Source organism: Streptomyces sp. NPDC002513, from assembly GCF_053595355.1.
In genome coordinates, this window is the sequence record NZ_JBSFXK010000092.1 from 1 (window position 1) to 20,561 (window position 20,561).

15 protein-coding genes and 4 pseudogenes are annotated in these 20,561 nt (G+C 71.4%); 11 read left to right on the forward strand and 8 right to left on the reverse strand.

All coding sequences use genetic code 11. From position 1 onward, the window contains the following. Positions 1–84: 84 nt before the first annotated feature. Positions 85–1,761, reverse strand: a complete 1,677-nt coding sequence (locus tag ACWD5Q_RS33285; RefSeq protein WP_451430814.1) for a protein phosphatase 2C domain-containing protein — start codon at positions 1,759–1,761, stop codon at positions 85–87. A 423-nt stretch (positions 1,762–2,184) separates the two neighbouring features. On the opposite strand from ACWD5Q_RS33285, the gene ACWD5Q_RS33290 reads away from it, so the two are divergent. Next, positions 2,185–3,189: a helix-turn-helix transcriptional regulator gene (locus tag ACWD5Q_RS33290; protein WP_451430815.1), complete on the forward strand. Its 1,005-nt coding sequence runs from the start codon at positions 2,185–2,187 to the stop codon at positions 3,187–3,189. A gap of 10 nt (positions 3,190–3,199) precedes the next feature. On the opposite strand, the gene ACWD5Q_RS33295 is transcribed toward ACWD5Q_RS33290, so the two are convergent. The 3 genes from ACWD5Q_RS33295 to ACWD5Q_RS33305 form a co-directional block, all read right to left on the reverse strand. Further along, positions 3,200–4,465 carry an SGNH/GDSL hydrolase family protein gene (locus tag ACWD5Q_RS33295; RefSeq protein WP_451430816.1) on the reverse strand — a complete coding sequence of 422 codons (1,266 nt, stop codon included), beginning with the start codon at positions 4,463–4,465 and terminating at the stop codon, positions 3,200–3,202. A gap of 232 nt (positions 4,466–4,697) precedes the next feature. Beyond that, entirely contained in the window at positions 4,698–5,342 is a 645-nt protein-coding gene (locus ACWD5Q_RS33300) for a LuxR C-terminal-related transcriptional regulator (protein ID WP_451430817.1), read from the reverse strand. Beyond that, the gene (locus tag ACWD5Q_RS33305; protein WP_451430818.1) at positions 5,330–6,484 is read right to left on the reverse strand and encodes a histidine kinase; all 1,155 of its coding nucleotides are present in this window, start codon (positions 6,482–6,484) and stop codon (positions 5,330–5,332) included. Before ACWD5Q_RS33305 ends, ACWD5Q_RS33300 begins: the two co-directional genes overlap by 13 nt. Positions 6,485–6,597: 113 nt before the next feature. Between ACWD5Q_RS33305 and ACWD5Q_RS33310 the strand changes: the two genes are divergently transcribed. Then, the gene (locus ACWD5Q_RS33310; protein WP_451430819.1) at positions 6,598–7,824 is read left to right on the forward strand and encodes a serine hydrolase domain-containing protein; all 1,227 of its coding nucleotides are present in this window, start codon (positions 6,598–6,600) and stop codon (positions 7,822–7,824) included. A gap of 456 nt (positions 7,825–8,280) precedes the next feature. On the opposite strand, the gene rsgA is transcribed toward ACWD5Q_RS33310, so the two are convergent. After that, the gene (gene rsgA, locus ACWD5Q_RS33315; RefSeq protein WP_451430820.1) at positions 8,281–9,432 is read right to left on the reverse strand and encodes a ribosome small subunit-dependent GTPase A; all 1,152 of its coding nucleotides are present in this window, start codon (positions 9,430–9,432) and stop codon (positions 8,281–8,283) included. Positions 9,433–9,922: 490 nt separating this feature from the next. Here rsgA and ACWD5Q_RS33320 point away from each other — a divergent pair, with 490 nt between their 5' ends. The 3 genes and pseudogenes from ACWD5Q_RS33320 to ACWD5Q_RS33330 form a co-directional block, all read left to right on the forward strand. Then, on the forward strand, positions 9,923–10,126 hold the full coding sequence (locus ACWD5Q_RS33320) for a cold-shock protein (RefSeq protein WP_071365560.1): 204 nt from the start codon (positions 9,923–9,925) through the stop codon (positions 10,124–10,126). 87 nt (positions 10,127–10,213) lie between these two features. Continuing rightward, entirely contained in the window at positions 10,214–11,941 is a 1,728-nt protein-coding gene (locus tag ACWD5Q_RS33325; RefSeq protein ID WP_451430821.1) for a DEAD/DEAH box helicase, read from the forward strand. 226 nt (positions 11,942–12,167) lie between these two features. After that, positions 12,168–12,299, forward strand: a pseudogene (locus tag ACWD5Q_RS33330) (IS256 family transposase); the annotation flags it as partial. Between the two features lie 165 nt (positions 12,300–12,464). Here the strand turns inward: ACWD5Q_RS33330 and ACWD5Q_RS33335 are convergent. Beyond that, on the reverse strand, positions 12,465–13,016 hold the full coding sequence (locus ACWD5Q_RS33335; protein WP_451430822.1) for a helix-turn-helix domain-containing protein: 552 nt from the start codon (positions 13,014–13,016) through the stop codon (positions 12,465–12,467). A 57-nt stretch (positions 13,017–13,073) separates the two neighbouring features. Between ACWD5Q_RS33335 and ACWD5Q_RS33340 the strand changes: the two genes are divergently transcribed. Next, positions 13,074–14,372 carry an alpha/beta fold hydrolase gene (locus ACWD5Q_RS33340; RefSeq protein ID WP_451430823.1) on the forward strand — a complete coding sequence of 433 codons (1,299 nt, stop codon included), beginning with the start codon at positions 13,074–13,076 and terminating at the stop codon, positions 14,370–14,372. 301 nt (positions 14,373–14,673) lie between these two features. Here ACWD5Q_RS33340 and ACWD5Q_RS33345 read toward each other — a convergent pair whose 3' ends face one another. After that, positions 14,674–15,003 (reverse strand): hypothetical protein, encoded by a 330-nt coding sequence (locus ACWD5Q_RS33345; RefSeq protein ID WP_451430824.1) that lies wholly within the window; start codon positions 15,001–15,003, stop codon positions 14,674–14,676. Between the two features lie 200 nt (positions 15,004–15,203). Between ACWD5Q_RS33345 and ACWD5Q_RS33350 the strand changes: the two are divergent. The 3 genes and pseudogenes from ACWD5Q_RS33350 to ACWD5Q_RS33360 form a co-directional block, all read left to right on the forward strand. Beyond that, positions 15,204–15,368 (forward strand): annotated as a pseudogene (locus tag ACWD5Q_RS33350) (IS1380 family transposase); the annotation flags it as partial. Between the two features lie 58 nt (positions 15,369–15,426). After that, positions 15,427–15,903, forward strand: a complete 477-nt coding sequence (locus ACWD5Q_RS33355) for a replication initiator (RefSeq protein WP_451430825.1) — start codon at positions 15,427–15,429, stop codon at positions 15,901–15,903. A gap of 141 nt (positions 15,904–16,044) precedes the next feature. Beyond that, a pseudogene (locus ACWD5Q_RS33360) lies at positions 16,045–16,599 on the forward strand (site-specific integrase); the annotation flags it as partial. Positions 16,600–16,777: 178 nt separating this feature from the next. Here the strand turns inward: ACWD5Q_RS33360 and tnpC are convergent. Then, entirely contained in the window at positions 16,778–18,016 is a 1,239-nt protein-coding gene (gene tnpC / locus ACWD5Q_RS33365) for an IS66 family transposase (protein WP_451430826.1), read from the reverse strand. A gap of 118 nt (positions 18,017–18,134) precedes the next feature. On the opposite strand from tnpC, the pseudogene ACWD5Q_RS33370 reads away from it, so the two are divergent. Together ACWD5Q_RS33370 and ACWD5Q_RS33375 are read left to right on the forward strand one after the other, a co-directional pair. Then, a pseudogene (locus ACWD5Q_RS33370) lies at positions 18,135–19,488 on the forward strand (IS701 family transposase). A gap of 246 nt (positions 19,489–19,734) precedes the next feature. Continuing rightward, positions 19,735–20,561: DUF6444 domain-containing protein (locus tag ACWD5Q_RS33375; protein WP_451430827.1), on the forward strand; the 827-nt coding region annotated here is incomplete at its 3' end.

Sequence of the window (20,561 nt, forward strand, 5' to 3'; positions counted from 1 at the left end):
GAACTGGTCGGCGACGTTCTGCTTGGCCATGGATCCATGCACCCCTTCCGTCTCCTTGGGTCCATCAATCCACAGCGGTCGCGATCACGCCTCCCAGACAGCGGCCGCCGTACGGTCGTCGGCGTAGCCCTTCACCCTCACTCTGGCGTCCGCGAGGAAGGCGTCCAGGCCCGGCGGTCCGCCCGTCGACCAGCGCAGCGTCAGATGCCCGGCGAGCTGTGGTTCGCCGCGCAGCGGGTCGGCCAGGCCACTGGTGCACAGCAGGAGCGTGTCACCCGGCCGGGCGATGGAGGCCCGGAAGCGGAACGGGTCCCGGGGTGGCTCCGGGGACGGCTCAAGGGCGCTCGGGGGCGTCGTGATGCCCAGGTCCATGGTGAGCCGGTCGCCCTCGGGGGTCTCGGACGGCAGCGAGCCGAAGCCGGCCACCGGCTCGCCCGCCGGCTCGGCGGCCCGGGGCTCGATGTCCTGCCACTGACCGCCCCGTAGCCGGAACAGGCCGCCCTCGCCGACGCCGAAGAACACCCGGGTGCGGCAGGCCGGGTCGGCGGGCAGCAGCAGACAGCGCAGGCCGGCGGTGTACTCCTGCGGGTCGACGCCCTGTTCGGCGGCGCTCGCGCGGAGTCTGCCGAGGCCGCGGTCGGTGAGCCGGTGCAGGCCCGCCTTGAGGTCGGCGTGCCGGGCGGCCCGGATGTCCTCGACGAGACGGGCGTGGCTGCGTCCGACGGCCCGCCCGATCCACCGGCACACCTGGGCGGCGGCCCGGTGCGCCCCGGGGGCGGCCCGTGCGCCGGTCGCCATGGCGACGAGGACGAGGGCCTGGTCGCCGGTGCCGAAACGGGCGGTGAGCAGGCAGTCCCGGCGCGGCTCGCCCCTGAAGCGCGCCGAGTCACCCCGCACGGAGGCCGCGCGCAGCGTCAGAACCCCGTAGCGCGCCCCGTCCAGCACGGTGTCGGGGACCAGTTCGTCGAGGGCGTCCGGGTCGGCGAGCGGGAGGGCGGTGGGCTCGGCGTCGTAGGTGGGCGGTCCGGAGCCGACGTAGTCGACCGGGGGCGCGGCGTGGGGGACGGCCTCCTCCGCGGGCGGATGCGTGACAGAGGAGAGGGCTTCGCCTGACGGCGGCACGGACGGCGGCACGGCTGCCGGAGCGGATCCCGCCGGAGTGGCGTCGGCGGGAGGGGCCGGGGGGTGGTCGGGAGACGGCGGTCCGTCGGACGGGAAGCGGTCCGGGGGTGGCGGTACGGCGGCCGACGCGCTGTCCGGCGGCGGAACCCGGGCCGGTGGCGGCTCCGTCGGAGGGCCGCCGAGGGGGGCCGCCGCGCGGAACCCCGGCGGTTTCGGGCCGGGCGGGAAGGTCATCGGGCCCGGCGGACGGGCGGTCGGGGGGTCCCACGGCACGGGCCCGGAACGCGGGGCGGGGGGCCGCAGGGGATCCCCGGGCTCCGGCGGAGCGGTGTGCGGCGTGACGTCGGCGGGGCGGCCCGCGTCGTGCGCCGGCCGCCCCGCGAGCGGTCCTGGGCCGCCGCTCCCCCACGACCCGTCGCCGTCAGCTCCGGCACCGGCACCGGCACCGACGCCGGAGTCACTCTCCGAAGACCCCCCGAACGGAGGAGTCCCCAAACCGACCGTGCCCGCCGCGGAGGCGAAGCGGTCGTCCAGGCTGTCGGCCCCGGGGGCCGGTCCCGTGTCCCCGGTGGAGCCGTCGTACAACTGCCCCCACCAGTCGTCCTCGTGGCCGCCAGACCTCTCCCCCTGCAGACTCATGCCCCAATTGTCCACCGCACGCGGCACAGCGAAACGGGGCATCGGGAAAAACAGGCCGTGTCACCGCTTCCTGACGGCACGGTGGTCGAGGCTCGAACGGTGACGCGAAACCGGACGGGATGGGCCGGGCCGGGCCCGGTCGCCGGACGATTCCACCCCCACGGAGGAACAGCCCGGCGGCACCGCGGTGACGGGCCCGGCACGCCTTTGGTCTCCCGTCACGTCTTCGAGGGCCCGAGAGCCCCTCGTTCGGCATCCGCGCAGGCCGAGTGGCCTCCGGGCGGCGGTTACCGCCTCGGTGGCGCCACCTTGGCAGGGGGACCGGGGGTACGGCGATGATGTTCCGAGGCGGGTGTGCGCCGTGGCCGTTTTCCGCCACGCGGCGCACCGCGGAGTCTGGTCTCAGGGGAGGGACGACGGCTGATGCTGGCAGCGATCGGGCTGGACGGGACACACGAGTCCGCGTACCGGGCACTGGTGTCGGTGGGCGCCGCCGACGTGCTCGACCTCGCGCGGCGGCTGATACTCGGCGAGCGGGACACCGAGCGTCTGCTGCGGCGCCTGGAGCGGCACGGGCTCGCGGCCCAGTCGTCGGCCCGCCCCGGCCGCTGGGTGGCGGCGCCGCCCGGGATGGCGCTGGGCGCGCTGCTCACCCAGCAGCGGCACGAGCTGGAGAAGGCCGAGCTGGCGGCGGCGCTGCTGGCCGAGGAGTACCGGGCCGCGGCCTCCGAGCCCGCGGTGCACGATCTGGTCGAGGTGGTGATCGGCGCGGCCGCGGTCACCCAGCGCTTCCTCCAGCTCCAGCTCGGCGCGGCGGAGGAGGTGTGCGCCCTCGTCACCGGCGCTCCGGTCGCCGTGACGGGCAGGGAGTACGACGCGGAGGAGCAGGCCGTCGGCCGCGGCGTCCGCCACCGGGTGGTCGTCGAGCGGGCGATGCTCGACCGGCCCGACGGGATCACCGAGCTGACGGCCGCGCTGAGCCGCGACGAACAGGTGCGGGTCAGCGACACGGTGCCGACCAGACTGGTGGTCGCCGACCGGGCGTTGGCCATGGTTGCGCTCACCGCGCACGCCGCGGAACCGGCCGCGCTGGTCGTGCACGCGAGCGGACTGCTGGAGCTGCTGTCCGGCCTGTTCGAGTCGGTGTGGCGGGACGCGCTGCCGCTGCGGCTCGGCGTGTCCGGCCCCACCGAGCAGGCGCCGGACGGCCCCGACAGCACCGACTTGGAGGTCCTGTCGCTGCTGCTCGCCGGGCTGACCGACGCGAGCGTCGCCAAACAGCTCGACCTGGGCCTGCGGACCGTACAGCGCCGGGTGAAGCGGCTGATGGAGCTGACCGGGGTGACGACCCGGCTGCAACTCGGCTGGCAGGCTTGTGAACGGGGCTGGGTGGCCCGGAACCGACCTGCGCCGCCGCCCGGTTCATGAGGCCGTTCGCTCAGGGGGACACGGAGCCCGCCGCGCCGGCACCTCGCACCGGCGCGGCGCCGGGGTCGACGGTCGCCGCCAGTGCCGCCATCCCGGCGTCGTCGAGGTGGAGGTGGTCGCCCGAGTCGTAGGCGGGGCGGATGCGGTCGGGCCGCGCGGGGTCGCGGACGGCCGCGTCGAAGTCCGCGACCGCGTCGAACACCCCGCTGCGGATCAGGGCGTTGACCGCGTGGCGCAGATCCTCGCGGGCCGGCGTCCAGGCACTGTGGCCGCCGAAGGGGGTGAGGGTGGCGCCGATGACGTGGATGCCATGGGCGTGGGCGCGGGCCACGATCCGGCGGTACGCGCGGACGAAGGCGCCCGGATCGGTCTGGGGCGGGGTGCCCTTGAGGTCGTTGACGCCCTCCAGGACGATCAGCGTGCGCACCCCGGTGCGGGAGAGAACGTCCGCGTCGAGGCGGCTCAGCGCGCTCGGCCCCACCCCGCCGCGCAGCAGGCGGTTGCCGGAGATCCCCGCGTTCAGCACGCCGGGCCGCCGCTCGGCGGGCAGCGCGCGCAGCCGCCGGGACAGCAGATCGGGCCAGCGGTGGTTGGTGCCGTACGAGGATCCGTCGCCGTCGGTGAGGGAGTCGCCGAGCGCGACGACACTGGCGGGGGCGGCCTCGCGCAGGACGTCGACGCCGGTCACGTAGTACCAGTGGGACACCCTGCCCGTGTACGCGGCGGCGGAGGTGTCGGCCGCGTGGTCGCCGCCCCTGGCGAGGAAGCCCGGCTGCAGGGAGGTGCGGTGGTAGGTCGCCGGGCCGCAGTCGCCCGAGGTGTGCACGGTGACGAGGAGGTTGGCATCCGCCGGAACGGCCAGGCGGACGGCATCGGTGACCCGGTCCTGGCCCGGCGGGACCGTCACGGAGGTGGCGCCCGCGAAGGTGGCGGTGCGCACAGAGCCCGACGCCGCCTCGGGACTCGCGGACATGCCCGCCCGCTGCACCGCGACGGTGACGGTGTCGAGGTGGAGCGGGGCGGTGCCGAGACGGTTGGAGAGGCGGACCCGGGCGGCGCTGCCGCCGACGCTGATGTGCACGACGTTGCGGATCGAGGTGCCGGGGAGGGCGGGGACGGTTCCGGAGGCGGCGGCCTCCCAGGTGCCGGTCCACCGCGGTGCCGTCTCGGCCCGGCCGGCGGCGCCCGGGAAGGTGGCCGCGGTCGACAGGAGGGTGAGCACCAGAACGCCCAGGCAGCGGCGCCGGGTTCCGGCCGTCCGGGGAAGGTGGATCATACGGACTCGCCCTTTCCGCGCCGGCGGCCCCGGGCACGGGGCCGGGAAGCGCTCGATGTCTTCCCGGGACACGCCGACGGGCTAACCCACCGTCACACGTTCGGGTGCATGTGAGGGAGGAGCTGCTTGGGCCTTCCGGCAACGCGGCTGGGGGTCCCTTCTGCTCGAAGAGCTTGGGGAAGTGCGTGCCGGGCGCCGCGAGCCGGACGCCCACTTCGTTCGGAGCTCTTGGTCAGTGGCGGCTGAGATAGGTGAGGACTGCGAGGACGCGGCGGTGGCCGCTGTCGGCCGGCGAGAGGCCGAGCTTGGCGAAGATGCTGCCGATGTGCTTGTGGACGGCGTTCTCGGTGATGACGAGCCGGGCCGCGATCGTGGCGTTGTCCTTTCCTTCGGCCATCAGGGCGAGAACTTCGCGTTCGCGTCGCGTGAGAGCGGCAATCGGGTCGTGGGCGTGACAGGTGAGGAGCTGCCCGATCACCTCGGGGTCCATGACGGTACCGCCGGCGGCGACCCGCCGCAGCGCGTCGACGAACTCGCTCACCCGGCTCACCCGGTCCTTGAGAAGGTAGCCGACGCCGCCGCGTCCATCGGAGATCAGCTCGCCGGCGTACTGCTGCTCGACGTATTGGGAGAGGACCAGCACGGGCAGGCCGGGGTGCCGGCGGCGGGCGTGGATGGCGGCGTGGATGCCCTCGTCGCGGAAGGTCGGCGGTAGCCGTACATCGACGATGGTGACGTCCGGTCGGTGTTCGGTGACGGCGGCGACGAAACCGGGGGCGTCCTGGGTGATCGCGGCGACGTGAAAGCCCTTGGCGGTCAGCAGGAGTTCCAGCCCGTTGGACAGCAGGACGTTGTCCTCGGCGATCACGACCCGCACGCCAGCCTCACAGTGATCGTGGTCGGGCCGCCGCTGGGGCTGTGGATGCGGACGGTGCCGTCGAGCGCCAGAACACGGTGGCGGATTCCGGCGATGCCGGTACCCAGTGTCTCGTCGGCGCCGCCGATTCCGTCGTCGGTGACCTCGATCGACAGCCGGTCACCGTCGCGTGCGACGCGGACCGTGGTCCGGGTGGCCTGGCTGTGCTTGGCAGCGTTGGTGAGCGCCTCGGCGATCGTGAAGTAGGCCACGGCCTCGACCGCGGCGGGGATCGTGCCGAGGTCGCCGATGTCGAGGGTGGTGTCGATCGCCGATCGGGTCCCCAGCGCGGCCAGCGCCCCGGCGAGGCCGCGATCGGCGAGGATCGGCGGGTAGATCGTCCGGGTCACCGCACGAAGCTCCGCCATGGCCTCCTCGGTACTCTCATGCGCTTCCTCCAAGAGTCTGGCCACCGTCCGGGGGTCCTCGCTCAGCGACTCACGGGCCAGGCCCAGCCGCATCGCGATGGCCACCAGCCGGGCCTGGGTGCCGTCGTGCAGGTCACGTTCGATCCGGCGGAGTTCCGCGCCGTGCGCGTGCATGGCGCCGGCCCGCGTCTCGGTCAGCGTCTCCACCCGCTGCGCCAACCTCTCGGCGGCCGAGGGGGACAGCGACGCCACACAGATCCGGGCGTGCAGGCGCGCCAGCAGGGGAACCAGCCAGTAGGTCAGGGCCGCGAAGACGACGATTTGCGCGGTGCCCAGGGTCAACGCCGTGCGCCACCCGGACAGGGGAACACCGGCGGCGAAGCCGCCCGCGCGGGTGCCGGCGGGCAACGCCCACCACAAGGGCACCGTGACGGCCGTGGCCACCGCGTTGCCTGCGCACAGCACCACGACGAGCCCGAACGCCAGACTGGTCACGATGGATGTGCACAGCCACCCGAGAACACGCCACGTACCGACACGGACGGGACCAGAACGCGGAGAGAGCAGCAGCCGGTCGGCGCGGCGCCGATGCCAGGACGCCCAGGCGCGAGCCATCATCGGGATGATGAGTACGGGCAGCGCGAACAGGGCGACCGCAGCGGTGAACAGGCTTCCCAGGAGATAACCCAGACCGCGCCACATCGCCCAAAGCCGACTGGCCCCATGGTGGTTCATTCGCACAAGTCTGAGACATCACGACCGAGCCTGACACTACAGCCCACTACCCCTTTTTCTCACCGGTGAGCGGTATCGTCTGCTCACCTCGGCCAGACCTAGCGTCAACGCCCATGACGAGTTCACCAGTTAGCTCACCACGGCGGCGCGGCCGATCCATCCGACGGAACCTGGCGCTGGCCGCCATCGTGGCCGGAACCCTTTCCACCAGTGTCCCCGGCGCGATGGCCGCCCGGCAGCACGACGACCGAACCCACCTCCAGCGCGACGCCGATGCGATCACTGCACTCGGCGTGACGGGAGTGCAGGCCCGCCTGGTCACCTCTGACGGCCGGAACGTGACCGCCACCAGCGGCGTCGCCGACCTGACGGCCCGGCGGCCGGTCCCTCGGAACGGCCACTTCCGGATAGCCAGCGTCACCAAGACGTTCGTGGCCACCGTGATCCTGCAACTCGCCGGCGACCACAGGCTCTCCCTGGACGACTCGGTCGAGCGATGGTTGCCCGGCGTGGTGTCCGGAAACGGCAATGACGGTCGCGCGATCACCATCCGCCAACTGCTCCAGCACACCAGCGGCATCCACGACGACTACCCGGACTACACCTCGGCGGAGGACTTCTACCGGCACCGATACGACACCTACACACCCGAGCAGACCGTCGCCCGGGCGATGCGCCACCGCCCGGACTTCCGGCCCGGCAAGCACTGGAGTTACTCCAACACCGGTTACGTCCTGCTCGGCATGATCATCGAGCGGGTCACCGGGCACCCCTGGCACGAGGAGGTAAGGGATCGGATCGTCCGGCCGCTCGGCCTCGATCACACCTTCTGGCCGGGTACTTCACCCACGCTGCCCCAGCCACATGCCGAGACCTATCAGAGGTTCACGGCCGGCGAGCCGCTCGTGGACGTCACCGAGCAGGTCGGCTCGGGCACCAACGGAGAGGCCGGGCTCGTCTCCACCACCGCCGATCTCAACCGGTTCTTCCGCGCCCTGCTCGGCGGCAGGCTCCTGCCACCGGCACAGCTGACGCAGATGAAACAGACCATTCGGATCAGCAAGAAGTTCGAGCAGTTCATGCCGGGCGCCCGTGACGGGCTGGGGCTCTTCTCACGCCCGCTGTCCTGCGGCGGGGTGTACTGGGGCCACGAGGGCGGCGATTCCGGCTGGATCAGCACCGTCGGCGTCACCGCCGACGGCCGGCGCAGCGTCACGGTCTCGTTGTCGGGCGTCCTCGCCGATTCCGCGGACGACGTCCTGCGCGTGGAACAGGCCGAGAGCAAGCTGGTCGACGACGCCCTGTGCACGACTTCGAACGCCGACCATCGGCGGCGTTGAGGTCCTCCGCATGGAGCGGGTACGGGACATCTGCGCGGCGCACGGTCCGGAAGCAGGAAAGCCGGGCGGCGGCGTCCGCACTCCCGCAGCGGATCCGGCGCCATCTTGGCCACATCGCTGCGCCGTCCCGCTGGGGGGCGGGGCGGACGGGGCCCGTTGCGCGGCGGCGGTCCGCAGGTGCTGGAAGGCGTAGGAGCGTCAGGGCGCCACGCGTCGGGGACGTCCTCGCCCGGTGGTGCCGCATCGGGGTCGCCCAGGGCACGGGCGCGGACGGCCACGGCGGTGTGCGGATCCCTGCCGGGCAGGGCGAGCAGCGCCTCCTGTGCCTCGTCGCGGTCGGCCCCGGCGTCGAGACGGAGGGTTCCGTCGGCGAGGGTGGTGGTGAGGGCGGCCGGCGCGGCGTGCGGCGCGGCCCCGTCCTCGGTCGCGGCGGCGGCGAGCACGGGGCCGCGCCCCTCAGTGCCGGCGCCCCCGCTTGGCCTCCATCGCCGCCTTCCCCTCGGCCCCCCTCCGTTTCCACTCGCGCCGCAGCTCCGCCCGCACCCGCGCATCCGTCTTGGCGATGATCCGCTGGTTCTCCCGGAGCAGTTTCCGGTAGCTGTCCAGCCGCCGCTCGGACAGTTCCCCGGCGTCGAGGGCCGCGCGCACCGCGCATCCGGGTTCCGCGCCGTGCGCGCAGTCGTGGAAGCGGCACTCGGCGGACAGTTCCTCGATCTCGGAGAACACCTGGCCCACCCCGGTCCCGGCGTCCCAGAGCCCCACCCCCCGCAGCCCGGGGGTGTCGATGACGACTCCCCCGCCCGGCAGGACGAGCAGATGGCGCGTGGTGGTGGTGTGGCGGCCCTTGCCGTCCACGTCCCTCGCGGCCTGTACGGTCATGACGTCCTCGCCGAGCAGCGCGTTGGCGAGGGTCGACTTGCCGGCGCCGGACTGCCCGAGCAGCACGGCCGTACCGCCGCAGAGGACGGCGGCGAGGACGTCGAGTCCCTCGCCCAGCCGGGCACTGACCGGCAGCACCGGCACCCCGGGCGCGGTCGTCTCCACGTCCTGGACGAGGTGCGAGAGCGTCACCGCGTCCGGCACCAGATCCGCTTTGGTGAGCACGACGACCGGCTGTGCCCCGGACCCCCGGAAGCCCGCCGACGTATGCAGCAGTGCCTCACCGCTCGAACAGGACATGGCCAGCGCCAGGAACCGCTCGATCCGCCCGAGGTCGAGTTCGACCGCGAGCGACACACAGATGACGACGTGATCCATGTTCGTGGCCAGCACCTGGCCCTCGGACCGCTTGGACGACGTCGACCGCACGAACGCGGTACGGCGCGGCAGCAGCGTCCGCACGTACCGCGGATCGGTGCCTTCGGGGTCGACGGCGACCCAGTCCCCGGTGCACACGACCTTCATCGGGTCACGCGGAACGACGAACTCGGTGTCGGCGCGTACGGTGCCCGCCGGGGTGACGACGTCACACAGGCCACGGTCGACCCGCACGACACGGCCGGGCAGCAGCCCCTGCCCGGCATAGGGAGCGAACTCGGCTTCCCAGCCCTCGTCCCAGCCGTAGACGGCGAGAGGGCGCGACGAAACCGAAGGAGAGGAGAGATTCAAGGGGAACCCTTCACAAGGGCGGCCCCGGCTCCGCGCGCGTGTGCGCTGTGAGAAAGGTCAGCCGGAGACCACGGAGGTGGAGTGGATGATCTTCTGGTTGCGGGCAGCGCCCATCACAGAGACAGCCATCGGTCACACCTCCCGTTCCTCACTCGGTCGACGGCGGCGACCAGCGGCCGCCGCGCGAAGCGGTCCTCACCGTAGAGCCGCACGCTCCCGAGCGCCACCGATTTATGCCCCCGCTCCCGCTCGGCCCTGCGCCCCCGCGTCCGTGCGGCCAGGCGGACGTCACGGTCCTCAAGAGGCTCCGAGGAACCCCGGCGCGCCTCGGTGAGTCACCGCGGTCCGCCGAGCTGTGCTACGGTTCCGGGGTTGCAGTTGTGGTACCCATGAACCTATGTGCGCCTGACAGGAATGCTTCTCCTTAGGGCGCATTATTTGTTTTCCGGCATCTCCGGATGGGGCCTCTGCCTACAGATCGGAGAAAGTCATGGCACAGGGAACCGTGAAGTGGTTCAACGCCGAAAAGGGTTTCGGCTTCATTCAGCAGGACGGCGGCGGCCCCGACGTCTTCGCCCACTACTCGAACATCGCGACCCAGGGCTTCCGTGAGCTCCAGGAGGGCCAGCGGGTCTCCTTCGACGTCACGCAGGGCCAGAAGGGCCCGCAGGCGGAGAACATCATCCCCGCCTGATTGCCGGACGCGTATCCGCTCACCGGGGTCCGCACCGCCATGGTGCGGACCCCGGTTTGTGCTGTTTTCAGGAAGGCAGATAACTGCATGTCCCGCAGGCCCCAGAAGCCGAACCGGCGTGCCTCGTCACCCCCACCCCCCGCGTCGTCGCCAAGGGAATTCCGGCTGCCGGAAAGCACGACACCCGCACTTCCCGCCGTCGAGGACTTCGCCGACCTGGACATGCCCGCGGGGCTGCTGAAGACCCTCACCGCGCAAGGCGTCACCACCCCCTTCCCCATTCAGGCCGCCACGCTGCCCAACTCGCTCGCCGGCCGTGATCTGCTGGGGCGGGGACGCACCGGCTCCGGCAAGACCCTCGCGTTCGGGCTGGCGGTCCTGGCCCGCACGGCCGGACTGCGTGCGGAGCCCAGGGCACCCCTCGCCCTCGTGCTGGTGCCCACCCGTGAACTCGCCCAGCAGGTGACCGAGGCCCTGACCCCCTACGCGACGGCGGTGAACCTTCGGCTGGCCGCCGTGGTCGGCGGGCTGTCCATCACCAAGCAGGCCGCTGCGCTCCGGCGCGGCACCGAGGTGCTCGTGGCGACTCCCGGCAGGCTCAACGACCTCGTGGAACGCGGGGACTGCGTGCTCGACAGCGTACGCATCACGGTGCTGGACGAAGCCGACCAGATGACCGACATGGGCTTCCTGCCGCAGATCACCAAGCTGATCCAGCAAGTACGGCCCGACGGACAGCGCATGCTCTTCTCGGCCACGCTGGACCGCAACATCGACCGCCTGGTGCAGCGGTTCCTGACCGACCCCGTGGTGCACTCCGTGGACCCGTCCGCGGGAGCGGTGGCCACCATGGAGCACCACGTGCTCCACGTCCAGGACGAGACCGACAAGAAGGCGGTCACCACGCGCATCGCGGCCCGTGACGGCCGGGTCATCCTCTTCCTCGACACCAAGAGGTCCGCCGACCGGCTCACCAAGCGGCTCCTGGCCGTCGGTGTCCGCGCCGCGGCACTGCACGGGGGCCGCTCTCAGCCGCAGCGGAACCGCACCCTGGAACAGTTCAAGAACGGCCAGGTCACCGCGCTGGTGGCGACGAACGTCGCGGCCCGGGGCATACACGTCGACGACCTCGACCTGGTCGTGAACGTCGATCCCCCCACCGACCACAAGGACTACCTCCACCGGGGCGGCCGCACGGCCCGCGCCGGCGGCTCCGGCAGCGTGGTCACACTGGTCCTGCCCGACCAGAAACAGGACGTCACCCGGCTCATGTCGGACGCGGGCATCCGCCCCCGAACGGCCCGCGTCAAGTCGAGCGACGCGGAACTGGCCACCATCACCGGAGCCCGCGAGCCGTCCGGCGAGCCCGTCACCATCGAGGTCCCCCAGCCGGCGACACCGACGGCGTCCCGCCCGGACGGCAGGGCCGGCACCAAGCCCGGCGGCCGGTCCGGCCGCCGACGCCGAAACGGCGGCGGGCCCGCAGCGGCGACAGGTGCTGCCACCAGGACGGGCGGCCGGGGCTCGGACCGCCGGGCCGCAGGGGCGGCAGCGGCCGGCGGCACGTCCGCGACCAGCGGGCGCGGCTCCGCCCGCGGTACGAAAGCCGCCGGGGCCAAGGGTGGTGCCGTCGGCGCGGGCGGCCTCGGCTCCGACCGCCGAGCCGCGGCCGGTGCGACGAACGGCACTGCGTCCGGCAAGGATGCCCGCGGATCCCGCCGACGAGCGGCGGCCGGCGGAGCCACGGGCGGCTCTGCCGGTACCAGCGGCCGCGGCTCCGACCGCCGAGGCGGCCGCCGCTCCTCGGCCATGTAGCGCAGCGCCGTAGTGATCCTGCGGGGGCCTTGCGAGGGTCTGTGGCCGGTGTCAGTCCGATCGGGCTGACACCGCGCCCGCGCCCGCAACCTCGTGGAGGGTGCTACCGCGGGTGCTCTTCGAGGTCGTCGACGGTCCAGTCGGCCTGGCGAAGGATGGAGCGGGGGTGCCGGGTGCGAGGCTGCGATGGAGAGGCACGATGACGGTCCGCTCGCCGCTGCGGTACTTCAAGCTCGTCGAGTCCGCCCAGCAGCGGTGGCGGGCCGTCAACGCCCCTCACCTCGTCGCCCTCGTCCGAACCGGGGCTCGCTTCGAACGCGGCCAGTTCGTCGAACGTCCCGAGGCCGCAGTGGCGTGATCCTTCCGGACCCCCGCTTCGAACTCTCCGGGCATCGCACAGCCGCAGCTCGCAGACATGTCGAGGATCGCGGATGCCGAAGTCGGGAGACACGCCGGCGATCTGAGCCACTGCGTCGTCCGCCGGCTCTCGGAGATCTTGCTCATTCTTCGAGTTGTCGGCGTTTCAAGCGGTGGCCGAGTCTCTGGACGGTTCCTCGATCGGAAAGAGGATCGGGCTGAGCAGGTATCGCGCGCGGTCGCTTGTGGGCTGGTTGGCCAGCCGGGGCGCGATCACGCTGCGCAACTCACTGATCAGCTCGCGGAGTTCGCTGCGGCTGAGCCAGACTGCGTGCTGCCGGTAGCCGACGAGATCCTCGGCCGGGTCGGCGTGGTCTTGTTCGAGGTAGGTGTTGAACTCGGCCGCCAGCACGGCGAGTGCGACGGCGAACGCGCCGCGGTGATCGTCGAGCGAGAGTGACGTGACCGTGTCGGCGTCGATGACCGCCCGGTCCTCGCGCAGGCGGAAGGCCCGTTCCACCGCGCCCCGCACCCGCCGCTCCTCGGCCACTTCGAGGATTCCGCCCTTGGAGAGCAGGTCGACGTGCCGGTAGACCATCGCCTTCGACACGTCCGGCACCAGCGCGCACAACTGGGACGTGGTCAGCATCCGCCCGTTACGCATGGCGTGCACGATCCGCAGGCGCACCGGGTGCGCCAGGAGTTCCAACGTGTTCATGAGCCAACCTTCTCGCAATCTGCTACCGTTCGCAAAAAATGAGAAGGGTGGCGGGGGATGGGACCGAGTCCGGCTCAGAGTGCGACGCAGGTCATCGGCCTGGCACGCAGCGGGCGCTTCACCGAGATCGAAGAGCTTTTCGCCCCGCGGCTGCGAGCAGTCGTGTCCGCGGAAACGCTGCGGACGGCCTGGGCGACCGAGACCGGCGCGAAAGGATCGATCACGGGGATCGGGCAACCGACGACCGAACAGCGCGAGCCGGGGCTGGTCCGCGTGAGCGTCCCGGTGACCTGTGAACACGGGGGTCTGACCGTGGTCATGTCGGTGGACGACACCGGCATGCTGCACGGCCTACGCCTCGCGCCCCCGTCCACCACGTCCTGGACACCGCCGCCCTACGCGGCCCGGAGCAGGTTCACCGAGCAGGAGGTCACAGTCGGCAGCGGCCCACTCGCCGTGCCCGGCACGCTGACGCTGCCCCGCAGGCGCGGCCCACGGCCCGGCGTCGTACTCCTCAGCGGCGGCGGCCCCTTCGACCGCGACGAGACCAGCGGACCGAACAAGCCGCTGAAGGACCTGGCCTGGGGACTGGCCAGCCGCGGCGTGGCCGTGCTGCGGTTCGACAAGGTGACCCACACCCACCCGGACGTGGCCTCCGCGCCCGATTTCACCATGTCGGACGAGTACGTGCCGCATACCGTCGCCGCCGTCCATCTGCTCCACCGCCACCCGGCCGTGGACGCCGAACGAGTCTTCCTGCTGGGCCACAGCATGGGCGGCAAGGTAGCGCCGCGCGTAGCAGCCGCCGAACCGTCCGTCGCCGGCCTGGTGATCCTGGCCGGGGACGCCCAGCCGATGCATCACGCCGCCGTCCGGGTCACCCGCTACCTGTCCACCGTGAACCCCGGCTCTGACATCGAGGCCGCCGTCGCCATCGCCGCCGAACAGGCCGCACGTGTCGACAGCCCGGAGTTGTCCGCCGCGACGCCGGCCGAGGACCTGCCGTTCGGCTTCCCCGCACCGTACTGGCTGGACATGCGCGGCTACGACCCCGTCTCCGCTGCGGCCGGCGTGGGCAAACCGATGCTCATTCTCCAAGGAGGACGCGACTACCAAGTGACCGTCGACGATGACCTCGCACGGTGGAGGCATGGCCTCGCCCACCGCTCGGATGTCACGATCCGTGTCTACGACGCCGACGACCACCTGTTCTTCCCCGGCGAAGGGCCATCCACGCCGACGGACTATGACGCGCCCCAACACGTCGACCCTGCCGTCGTCATCGACATCGCGCAGTGGCTGGCACCCCACCGCGGGAAGTTCACTCGATTCCTTCCCACGGCCGGACGCCTCTGAAGCTGATCACGGGCTCGGGCATGACCACAGGCCGCCTCGAAAGGCCGGACCTCACGTACGAAGTCACCCGGACCGAGTGGGAAAAGCTCCGGCAGACATCAGCTACTCAGTCCACAACTCTTGACCATTGCTCGGTGCGGCAACGGATTCGTCGCCGGGCAGGACGGGGATGTCGGCGAGCTGGCGGCTACGGCGCCCCCGTGGCGACATCCGGTGCGGAATCTGGTTGCTGGGACTCGTACGACGGCGGCTTCCACACATCGTCATCAGAGTAAGTTCCTTCCTCTCCGTCACCGGCGGTTCAAGCAGGTTCGAAGAACGGCTCGGGCACGGCATCGGCCACGGTGTAGGGCCGGAACCCGGGATCGGTGAGGATCCGGTACAGGAACTCCGTAGCGGTCATCTCGTAGCGGCCCCAGTCCTCGGAGTCCTCCATCTTGGCGAAGACCGGCCAGGCGTCCACCGCGCCGTCCGTGACCTGCCAGAAGAACTTGTCGGCAGCACGCGAGATTCCCCATGGGATCAGGCCCCCCGTCGTCCCGGGCACATGGATCCGGTAGGGCACGAACGGGCCGTCCGGGCTGTCGTCGTTCTCCAGCAGTCTGCGCCACTTCCTCAACAGATCCGCCACGCGGGTCTCGTCAGAGCACAGCACCGACACCGCCCTTGAGAATTCACCGACACGAACGCCTGGCACAACTGCTTGTAGTCGCTGGGCAGTTCGGCATCCAGTTCTGCTTCGATCTCCGACCAGGGCTGCGCGAAGTCCCGCGCGTCACGACCTGTCGCACGGAGAAGAGAGTCCACCCACATGACAACACCTCGACCTGCTTGCGTTTCACCGATGCCGACGGTATGCGCCTGACGGCGTTCGCCACCAACACCAAGGATGCCGCGATCGCGGCGCTGGAACTGCGCCACCGCCAGCGGGCCCGCGCCGAAGACCGCATCCGCGCCGCCCGTGCCACCGGCCTTACCAACCTGCCTCTCCACGACACACACCCCTACGGTTCGGCTCCCGCCCTCGACCACACGAACGTACTGGCCTTCGATCTTGATCAAACACATAGGGGAACCCCCCGGCGGCGACATCCGTCCCTGCCGCTGCCGCAAGCTCCACGAACCCACGGATCCTCTGATCGGGACGCCGCTGAACCCCGCAACGTACGACTACACGGGCGCGGTCCTGTTCAACGCCCACGCCGGAGCCTTGCGGACTCGCTTCACCACCTACCTGCGCCGCGAGCTCGCCGCCCGGCTCGGCATGACCCAGAAAGCCGCCCACGCGGTCCCCGGCAGGGGCGGCAGTACAGCCACCCTCGGCGCGCTGCGCGACGCCCGCCGCACCTGGCGCACCGAACAGGCCCGCGCCCACGCCGGCCCGCCCGAGCACGACCCGACGACCACGCTCGTCGTCGGCCACTGGGCCTACCTCGGCTCGGGCTACAGCCCCGGCGCGGCCCTCCTCGCCGCCCACGTCTGGCACAGCAAGGAACTGGAACGGCAGTTCGTGGCCGAAGGGGGCTGCTGATGACCGCTCGCAGGACCATCGCGCCCCACGAGAGGCCGAGCACGCCCGAGGAGTTCCTGACGGTGCCGCAGGTCATGGCCCGCCTCCATCTCAGCCGCTCCGCCGTCGACGACCTCCTCCGCTCCGGCCAGCTCGCCTCGATTGCTCAAGTCCGCCCTGGAGCACGCCGTGCGCGAAGAAGAGATCCCGCGCAACGTCGCCCGCAACGTCCGCACCGGCACCCCACGGCCCCGGCGCTTCGAGCCCCTCACCGCCGACGAAGCCCGCCCGTTCCTCGCGGCCACGCGCGGACACCGGTTGCACGCGCTGTTCGAACTCGCCCTCCACACCGGACTCCGCAAGGGTGAACTTCCCGGCCTACACTGGGAAGACCTCGACCTCGACGCAGGCACCGCCGCCATCCGCCGCACCCTTCAGCGAACCGCCGCAGGCGGGCTCACCACGCTGTCCACCAAAACGCGGGCCTCCGAGCGCCGCATCGCCCTTCCCACCCGCTGCGTCCAGTCGCTGAAACTCCACCACGAACAGCAACAGCGCGAACGTGAGGCCGCGGGCACCACGTGGCAGCACGACGGGCACGTGTTCACCACAGCACAGGGCCGACCGATCGACCAGACCAACCTCACCCGCACCTTCAACACGCTCCTCCGCAAGGGTAAGCATTCAGAAGGAATGCGGCTGATCGGTGACGGTGTGTGAGGCTTGCTGGTCAGGTGGCTTGTTCGATCGGGGGCATCCAGAGGATGCCGGTGAAGGCGCGGTGGATGGCCTCGAAGGCGCTGAGCCCGTGTTTGCGGGCGGAGTCGAGGTAAGAACGCACGGCGAGCCAGGCCGTCGCACCGGTCTCGGACTGGTGGCAGCCGGAGATCTTTAGCTAGGTCTTGACCGGCCGAAGCGCCCGCTCGCCGCAGTTGTTGGTGAAGGGCACGTGCCGGGGGTCGTCGGCGAAGCGCAGGATCGAGTGGGCCTGATCCCGCAGGCGTTCCAGCAGGTTGCGGGCCGGGGACTGCTTGCGGCCCGGCGCTCTGGGGTGCTCGGAGAGTCCGACGGTGATGCCCCGGTGAAAGGCGTCCAGGTACAGCAGCAGGGCCTCGGGGGTGATCTCGCCGATCTCACCGGCGCGGACCCGTGTCGCCTGGGTGTTCAGCCCGGCCAGGGCCCACCGGATCTGCTGATGCCACTTTTGGTGGGGGAAGTCCTCTTCGGCGGCGGTCAGTTCACGGATCAGATGGGCGCCGCACAGCTGATGGGTGCAGTGCGGGTAGCCCACATACAGGGACAGCGAGTCGTGGACCAGGACGCCGCGGTAGTGCGGCAGCACGCCGCCCGCGTCCGCCCCGGCGCGCGAGCGCGGGGCGAGATGGAGCAGGGTGAGCAGGTCGGTACAGGCCACGTGCAGCCAGCGCCGCACGGAGCCGATGCGGGTGGTGGTCTCGTCCGCGTGCAGGACGTGGCCCAGGATGAGCAGGGCCCGGATCAGGTTCAGGGAGTCTTCGACCAGGCCGGCGGCCTCGGGGAGGAGGGAGGCCACCCAGCCGGTGGAGACCTCCGCCCCGGTCACATCCTTGATCAGCTGCGCGGTCCGCTCCACGGGGATGTGCTGGAACACCAGCAGATAGACGGCGAGTGCGCGCAGGTTCGGTCCGTAGGAGGACGGGGACCCGGCGATCTGCCCGGGCATCGGCTGGGCCGTGATGGTGCCGCAGGCGCACCGGCAGCGGTGGGCCCGATGCTCGGTGATCTTCACCGTGGACAGGGGGATGTCCCGGACCTGGCGCCGCTCGAAGCCGACACTGTCGCCCTGATCCAGCGTGCTTCCGCAGCCGGCGCAGGCCGCCGGGACATGGTCTTCGGTGACGTCGGGCTTGTCGGTCATGGTCAGCCCCGACCCGCCGGTGCCGGGCTGACGGCCTCGCTTGCGTCCGCTCCTGGGCTGCGGCTTCTTCTCCGGCCGCCCGAAGGCGTCCGAGGAGGGCGGCATCGAGGAGTTGCCCGAGTTCCGGCCAAGACGCCGCTCCAACTCCGCCACCCGAGCGGTCAACCGTTCGTTGGCCACCGCGAGTTCGGCCGCCTGGGCCTCTGCCGCTTCGGCCCGCGCCTCTGCGGCCGCCACCTGCCGCTGGAGCAGTCCCAGCAGCTGTAGTTCGTGATCGGTAACAGGTCGGCGCTGGTCAGTGGCGTGACGGGGGTGGCCTCGGGCACGGGTACGGCCACCGTGATCATGACCGTTTGTGACGACGAATCAGAGCCCGGTGGCCGTGGAGGCCACCGTAGCGGAAGCGGTGTGGCGCGATACCGTCGGGGCGTTCGCGGGGCTGGTGGCGGACTGTTTCCCGCGCCGTGAGACGCGATCGACCCTGCGCGAGCTGACCGGGGCGGTGCTGATGGGGCTGGAACGGATCAACTGCTGGACGCTGGCGGAGGCGTTGGGGCACCCCGGTCCGCACCGGTTGCAGCACTTCCTGTCCAGGGCGGTGTGGGACCACGAGGCCGTCCGGACCCGCCTGGGCCGCCTTCGTAGTGAATCAACTCGCCGACAGCCAAGCGGTGTTGGTGGTGGACGAGACGGGGGATGCGAAATCCTCGACCGACGCGGTCGGCGCGGCCCAGCAGTATTCCGGAGCTCTGGGCGGGATCGGCTTGTGCCAGGTCGCCGTCCATCTCACCTACGCCGGGGCAGAAGGGAACGCGCTGGTCGACCGGACGCTGTACTTCACGAGGGACTGGGCCGCCGACGAGGAGCGGCGGCTTTTGACCGGGGTGCCCGACGAGGTGGTCTTCGCGACCAAACCGCAGCTGGCCGCCGTGATGCTGGAGCGCGCCCGCGTCCAGGGCTTCCCAGCCCGCTGGGTGGCCGCCGACGAGGTCTATGGCGGCCGTGACCTGCGGATGCGCATACGCGAGCTCGGCTACGACTACGCCGTCGCGGTCCCCGCTTCGCACCGCGTGACCACCCCGGCCGGCCGCTTCGACACCGCGCGCGTGCTGGCGAAGCTGCCCCGCCGGGCCTGGCAGCGTCTGCGCACCGGCCACGGCACCAAGGGTGACCGGCACTACGACTGGGCCATGATCGAGGTGAGCGCCGACGACACCCCGCCCGGCCACGAGGCGGGCCACAGCTTCCTGCTGGTCCGCCGCCACCGATATACCCGCGAACTCTCCTTCTACCGCTGCCACTCCGCCACCCCTGTCGCGCTGGCCGATCTCGTCGACGTGGTCTGCCGCCGCTGGCGGGTCGAGGAGGACTTCCAGGCCGCGAAGTCCCTGGCCGGGCTCGACGAGGGACAGGTGACCTGCTGGACATCCTGGATGCGCTGGAGTCTGATCAGCCTCATCGCCGCCGCCCTCCTGGCCGTGGCCACCGCCCAGCACCACGCCGACAGCCCCGACGAGTCCGGCGCCGAGAGCGGGCCCATGATCGCCCTCACCCGGCCCGAACTCCTGCGACTGCTACGGACCTTCGCCCTGCCGACACCGGTCACCACCCCGGAGCACGTCCTGCACTGGTCCCACTGGCGCCGCCGCCATCAACACCGAGCAGCCGCCTGCCACCACCGCTGGAACGAGGCTGCCGCAGCCGCATGATCACGAACTACAGCTGCCGTGGCAGTCCGATCAGCGTGACGAGATCCTCGCGCGATGCAGACTCCAGAGCGGACGACATGACCACGGATCCTGCCGCACCCACCCCGTACCTGTCACATCGTCAGGAGGTGGACGCACGGCCGACCTTCTGAAGCAAACATTCACCAGGTAATCGGAGAGCGCTGGTCTACTGACGCCCTGTGAGCGTGTGAGCGTCCTGGTGGTGGTCTGTGGTTGGATCATGGTGTGTCTGATCTGGAGTCGCTGTCGCACGGGGAGCTGGTCGAGCTCGCCCGCGAGCAGGGGGCAGTGGTCGAGCGGCAGAACGCCCAGATCCAGGCCATGGCAGCGCAACTGTCCGCGCTGATGGAGAAGTTCGAGCAACAGCAGGCCGAGTTGGAGCGGCTGCGGCACCTGGCCTCGCGCAACAGCTCGAACTCGTCGATGCCGCCCTCGGGAGATGACGGGCCGGGCCGCATCCCACCGCGTAAGCAGCGGCGGGCGAAGCCGTCCGGACGGGGCAAGGGCAAGCAGCCCGGCGCGCCCGGCACCGCACTGCGCTGGCGCGAGGAGGACGAGCTCGACCGCCACGAGCAACGCGTCCCTGGTGGCCTGTGCGCCTGTGGGTCCGACCTGGCGAGCGCTGTCGACCTGGGCGTGGTCGACCGCTACCAGCAGCACGAGATCCCGCTGGTCACCGTGACCGTCACCCAGTACGACCAACACGCGGTCGCCTGTTCGTGCGGGAAGGTGCACACTGCCGCCCGGCCCGAGGGCGCGGGCAGCGGCCGCGTGGAATACGGGCCGAACCTGCGCGCCTACGCCATCTACCTGCTGGTCGTCCACTTCGTGCCGGTGCACCGCGTGGTGGAGATCCTCACCTCCCTGACCGGCGCCGAGCCGTCCGCGGGGTTCGTCCACTCCCTGCTGCGGCGCGCGGCGCGGGCGCTTGCCGCGTGCGACTTCGCGATCCGCACGCTGATCACCCTCGCGTTCGCCGTCTGCGCGGACGAGACTCCGCTCAAGGTGGGACCGGCCACCCCCGCCGAGGGCAAGAAGGAGGCCAAGGGTTA

Excerpts from the sequence above, each read along its gene's own strand:
- ACWD5Q_RS33325 (WP_451430821.1), top strand. The coding sequence starts at position 10,214 with ATGTCCCGCAGGCCCCAGAAGCCGAACCGGCGTGCCTCGTCACCCCCA.
- ACWD5Q_RS33290 (WP_451430815.1), top strand. The coding sequence starts at position 2,185 with ATGCTGGCAGCGATCGGGCTGGACGGGACACACGAGTCCGCGTACCGG.
- ACWD5Q_RS33305 (WP_451430818.1), bottom strand. The coding sequence starts at position 6,484 with ATGAACCACCATGGGGCCAGTCGGCTTTGGGCGATGTGGCGCGGTCTG.
- ACWD5Q_RS33285 (WP_451430814.1), bottom strand. The coding sequence starts at position 1,761 with ATGAGTCTGCAGGGGGAGAGGTCTGGCGGCCACGAGGACGACTGGTGG.
- ACWD5Q_RS33340 (WP_451430823.1), top strand. The coding sequence starts at position 13,074 with ATGGGACCGAGTCCGGCTCAGAGTGCGACGCAGGTCATCGGCCTGGCA.
- ACWD5Q_RS33320 (WP_071365560.1), top strand. The coding sequence starts at position 9,923 with ATGGCACAGGGAACCGTGAAGTGGTTCAACGCCGAAAAGGGTTTCGGC.
- ACWD5Q_RS33295 (WP_451430816.1), bottom strand. The coding sequence starts at position 4,465 with ATGATCCACCTTCCCCGGACGGCCGGAACCCGGCGCCGCTGCCTGGGC.
- ACWD5Q_RS33310 (WP_451430819.1), top strand. The coding sequence starts at position 6,598 with ATGACGAGTTCACCAGTTAGCTCACCACGGCGGCGCGGCCGATCCATC.
- ACWD5Q_RS33335 (WP_451430822.1), bottom strand. The coding sequence starts at position 13,016 with ATGAACACGTTGGAACTCCTGGCGCACCCGGTGCGCCTGCGGATCGTG.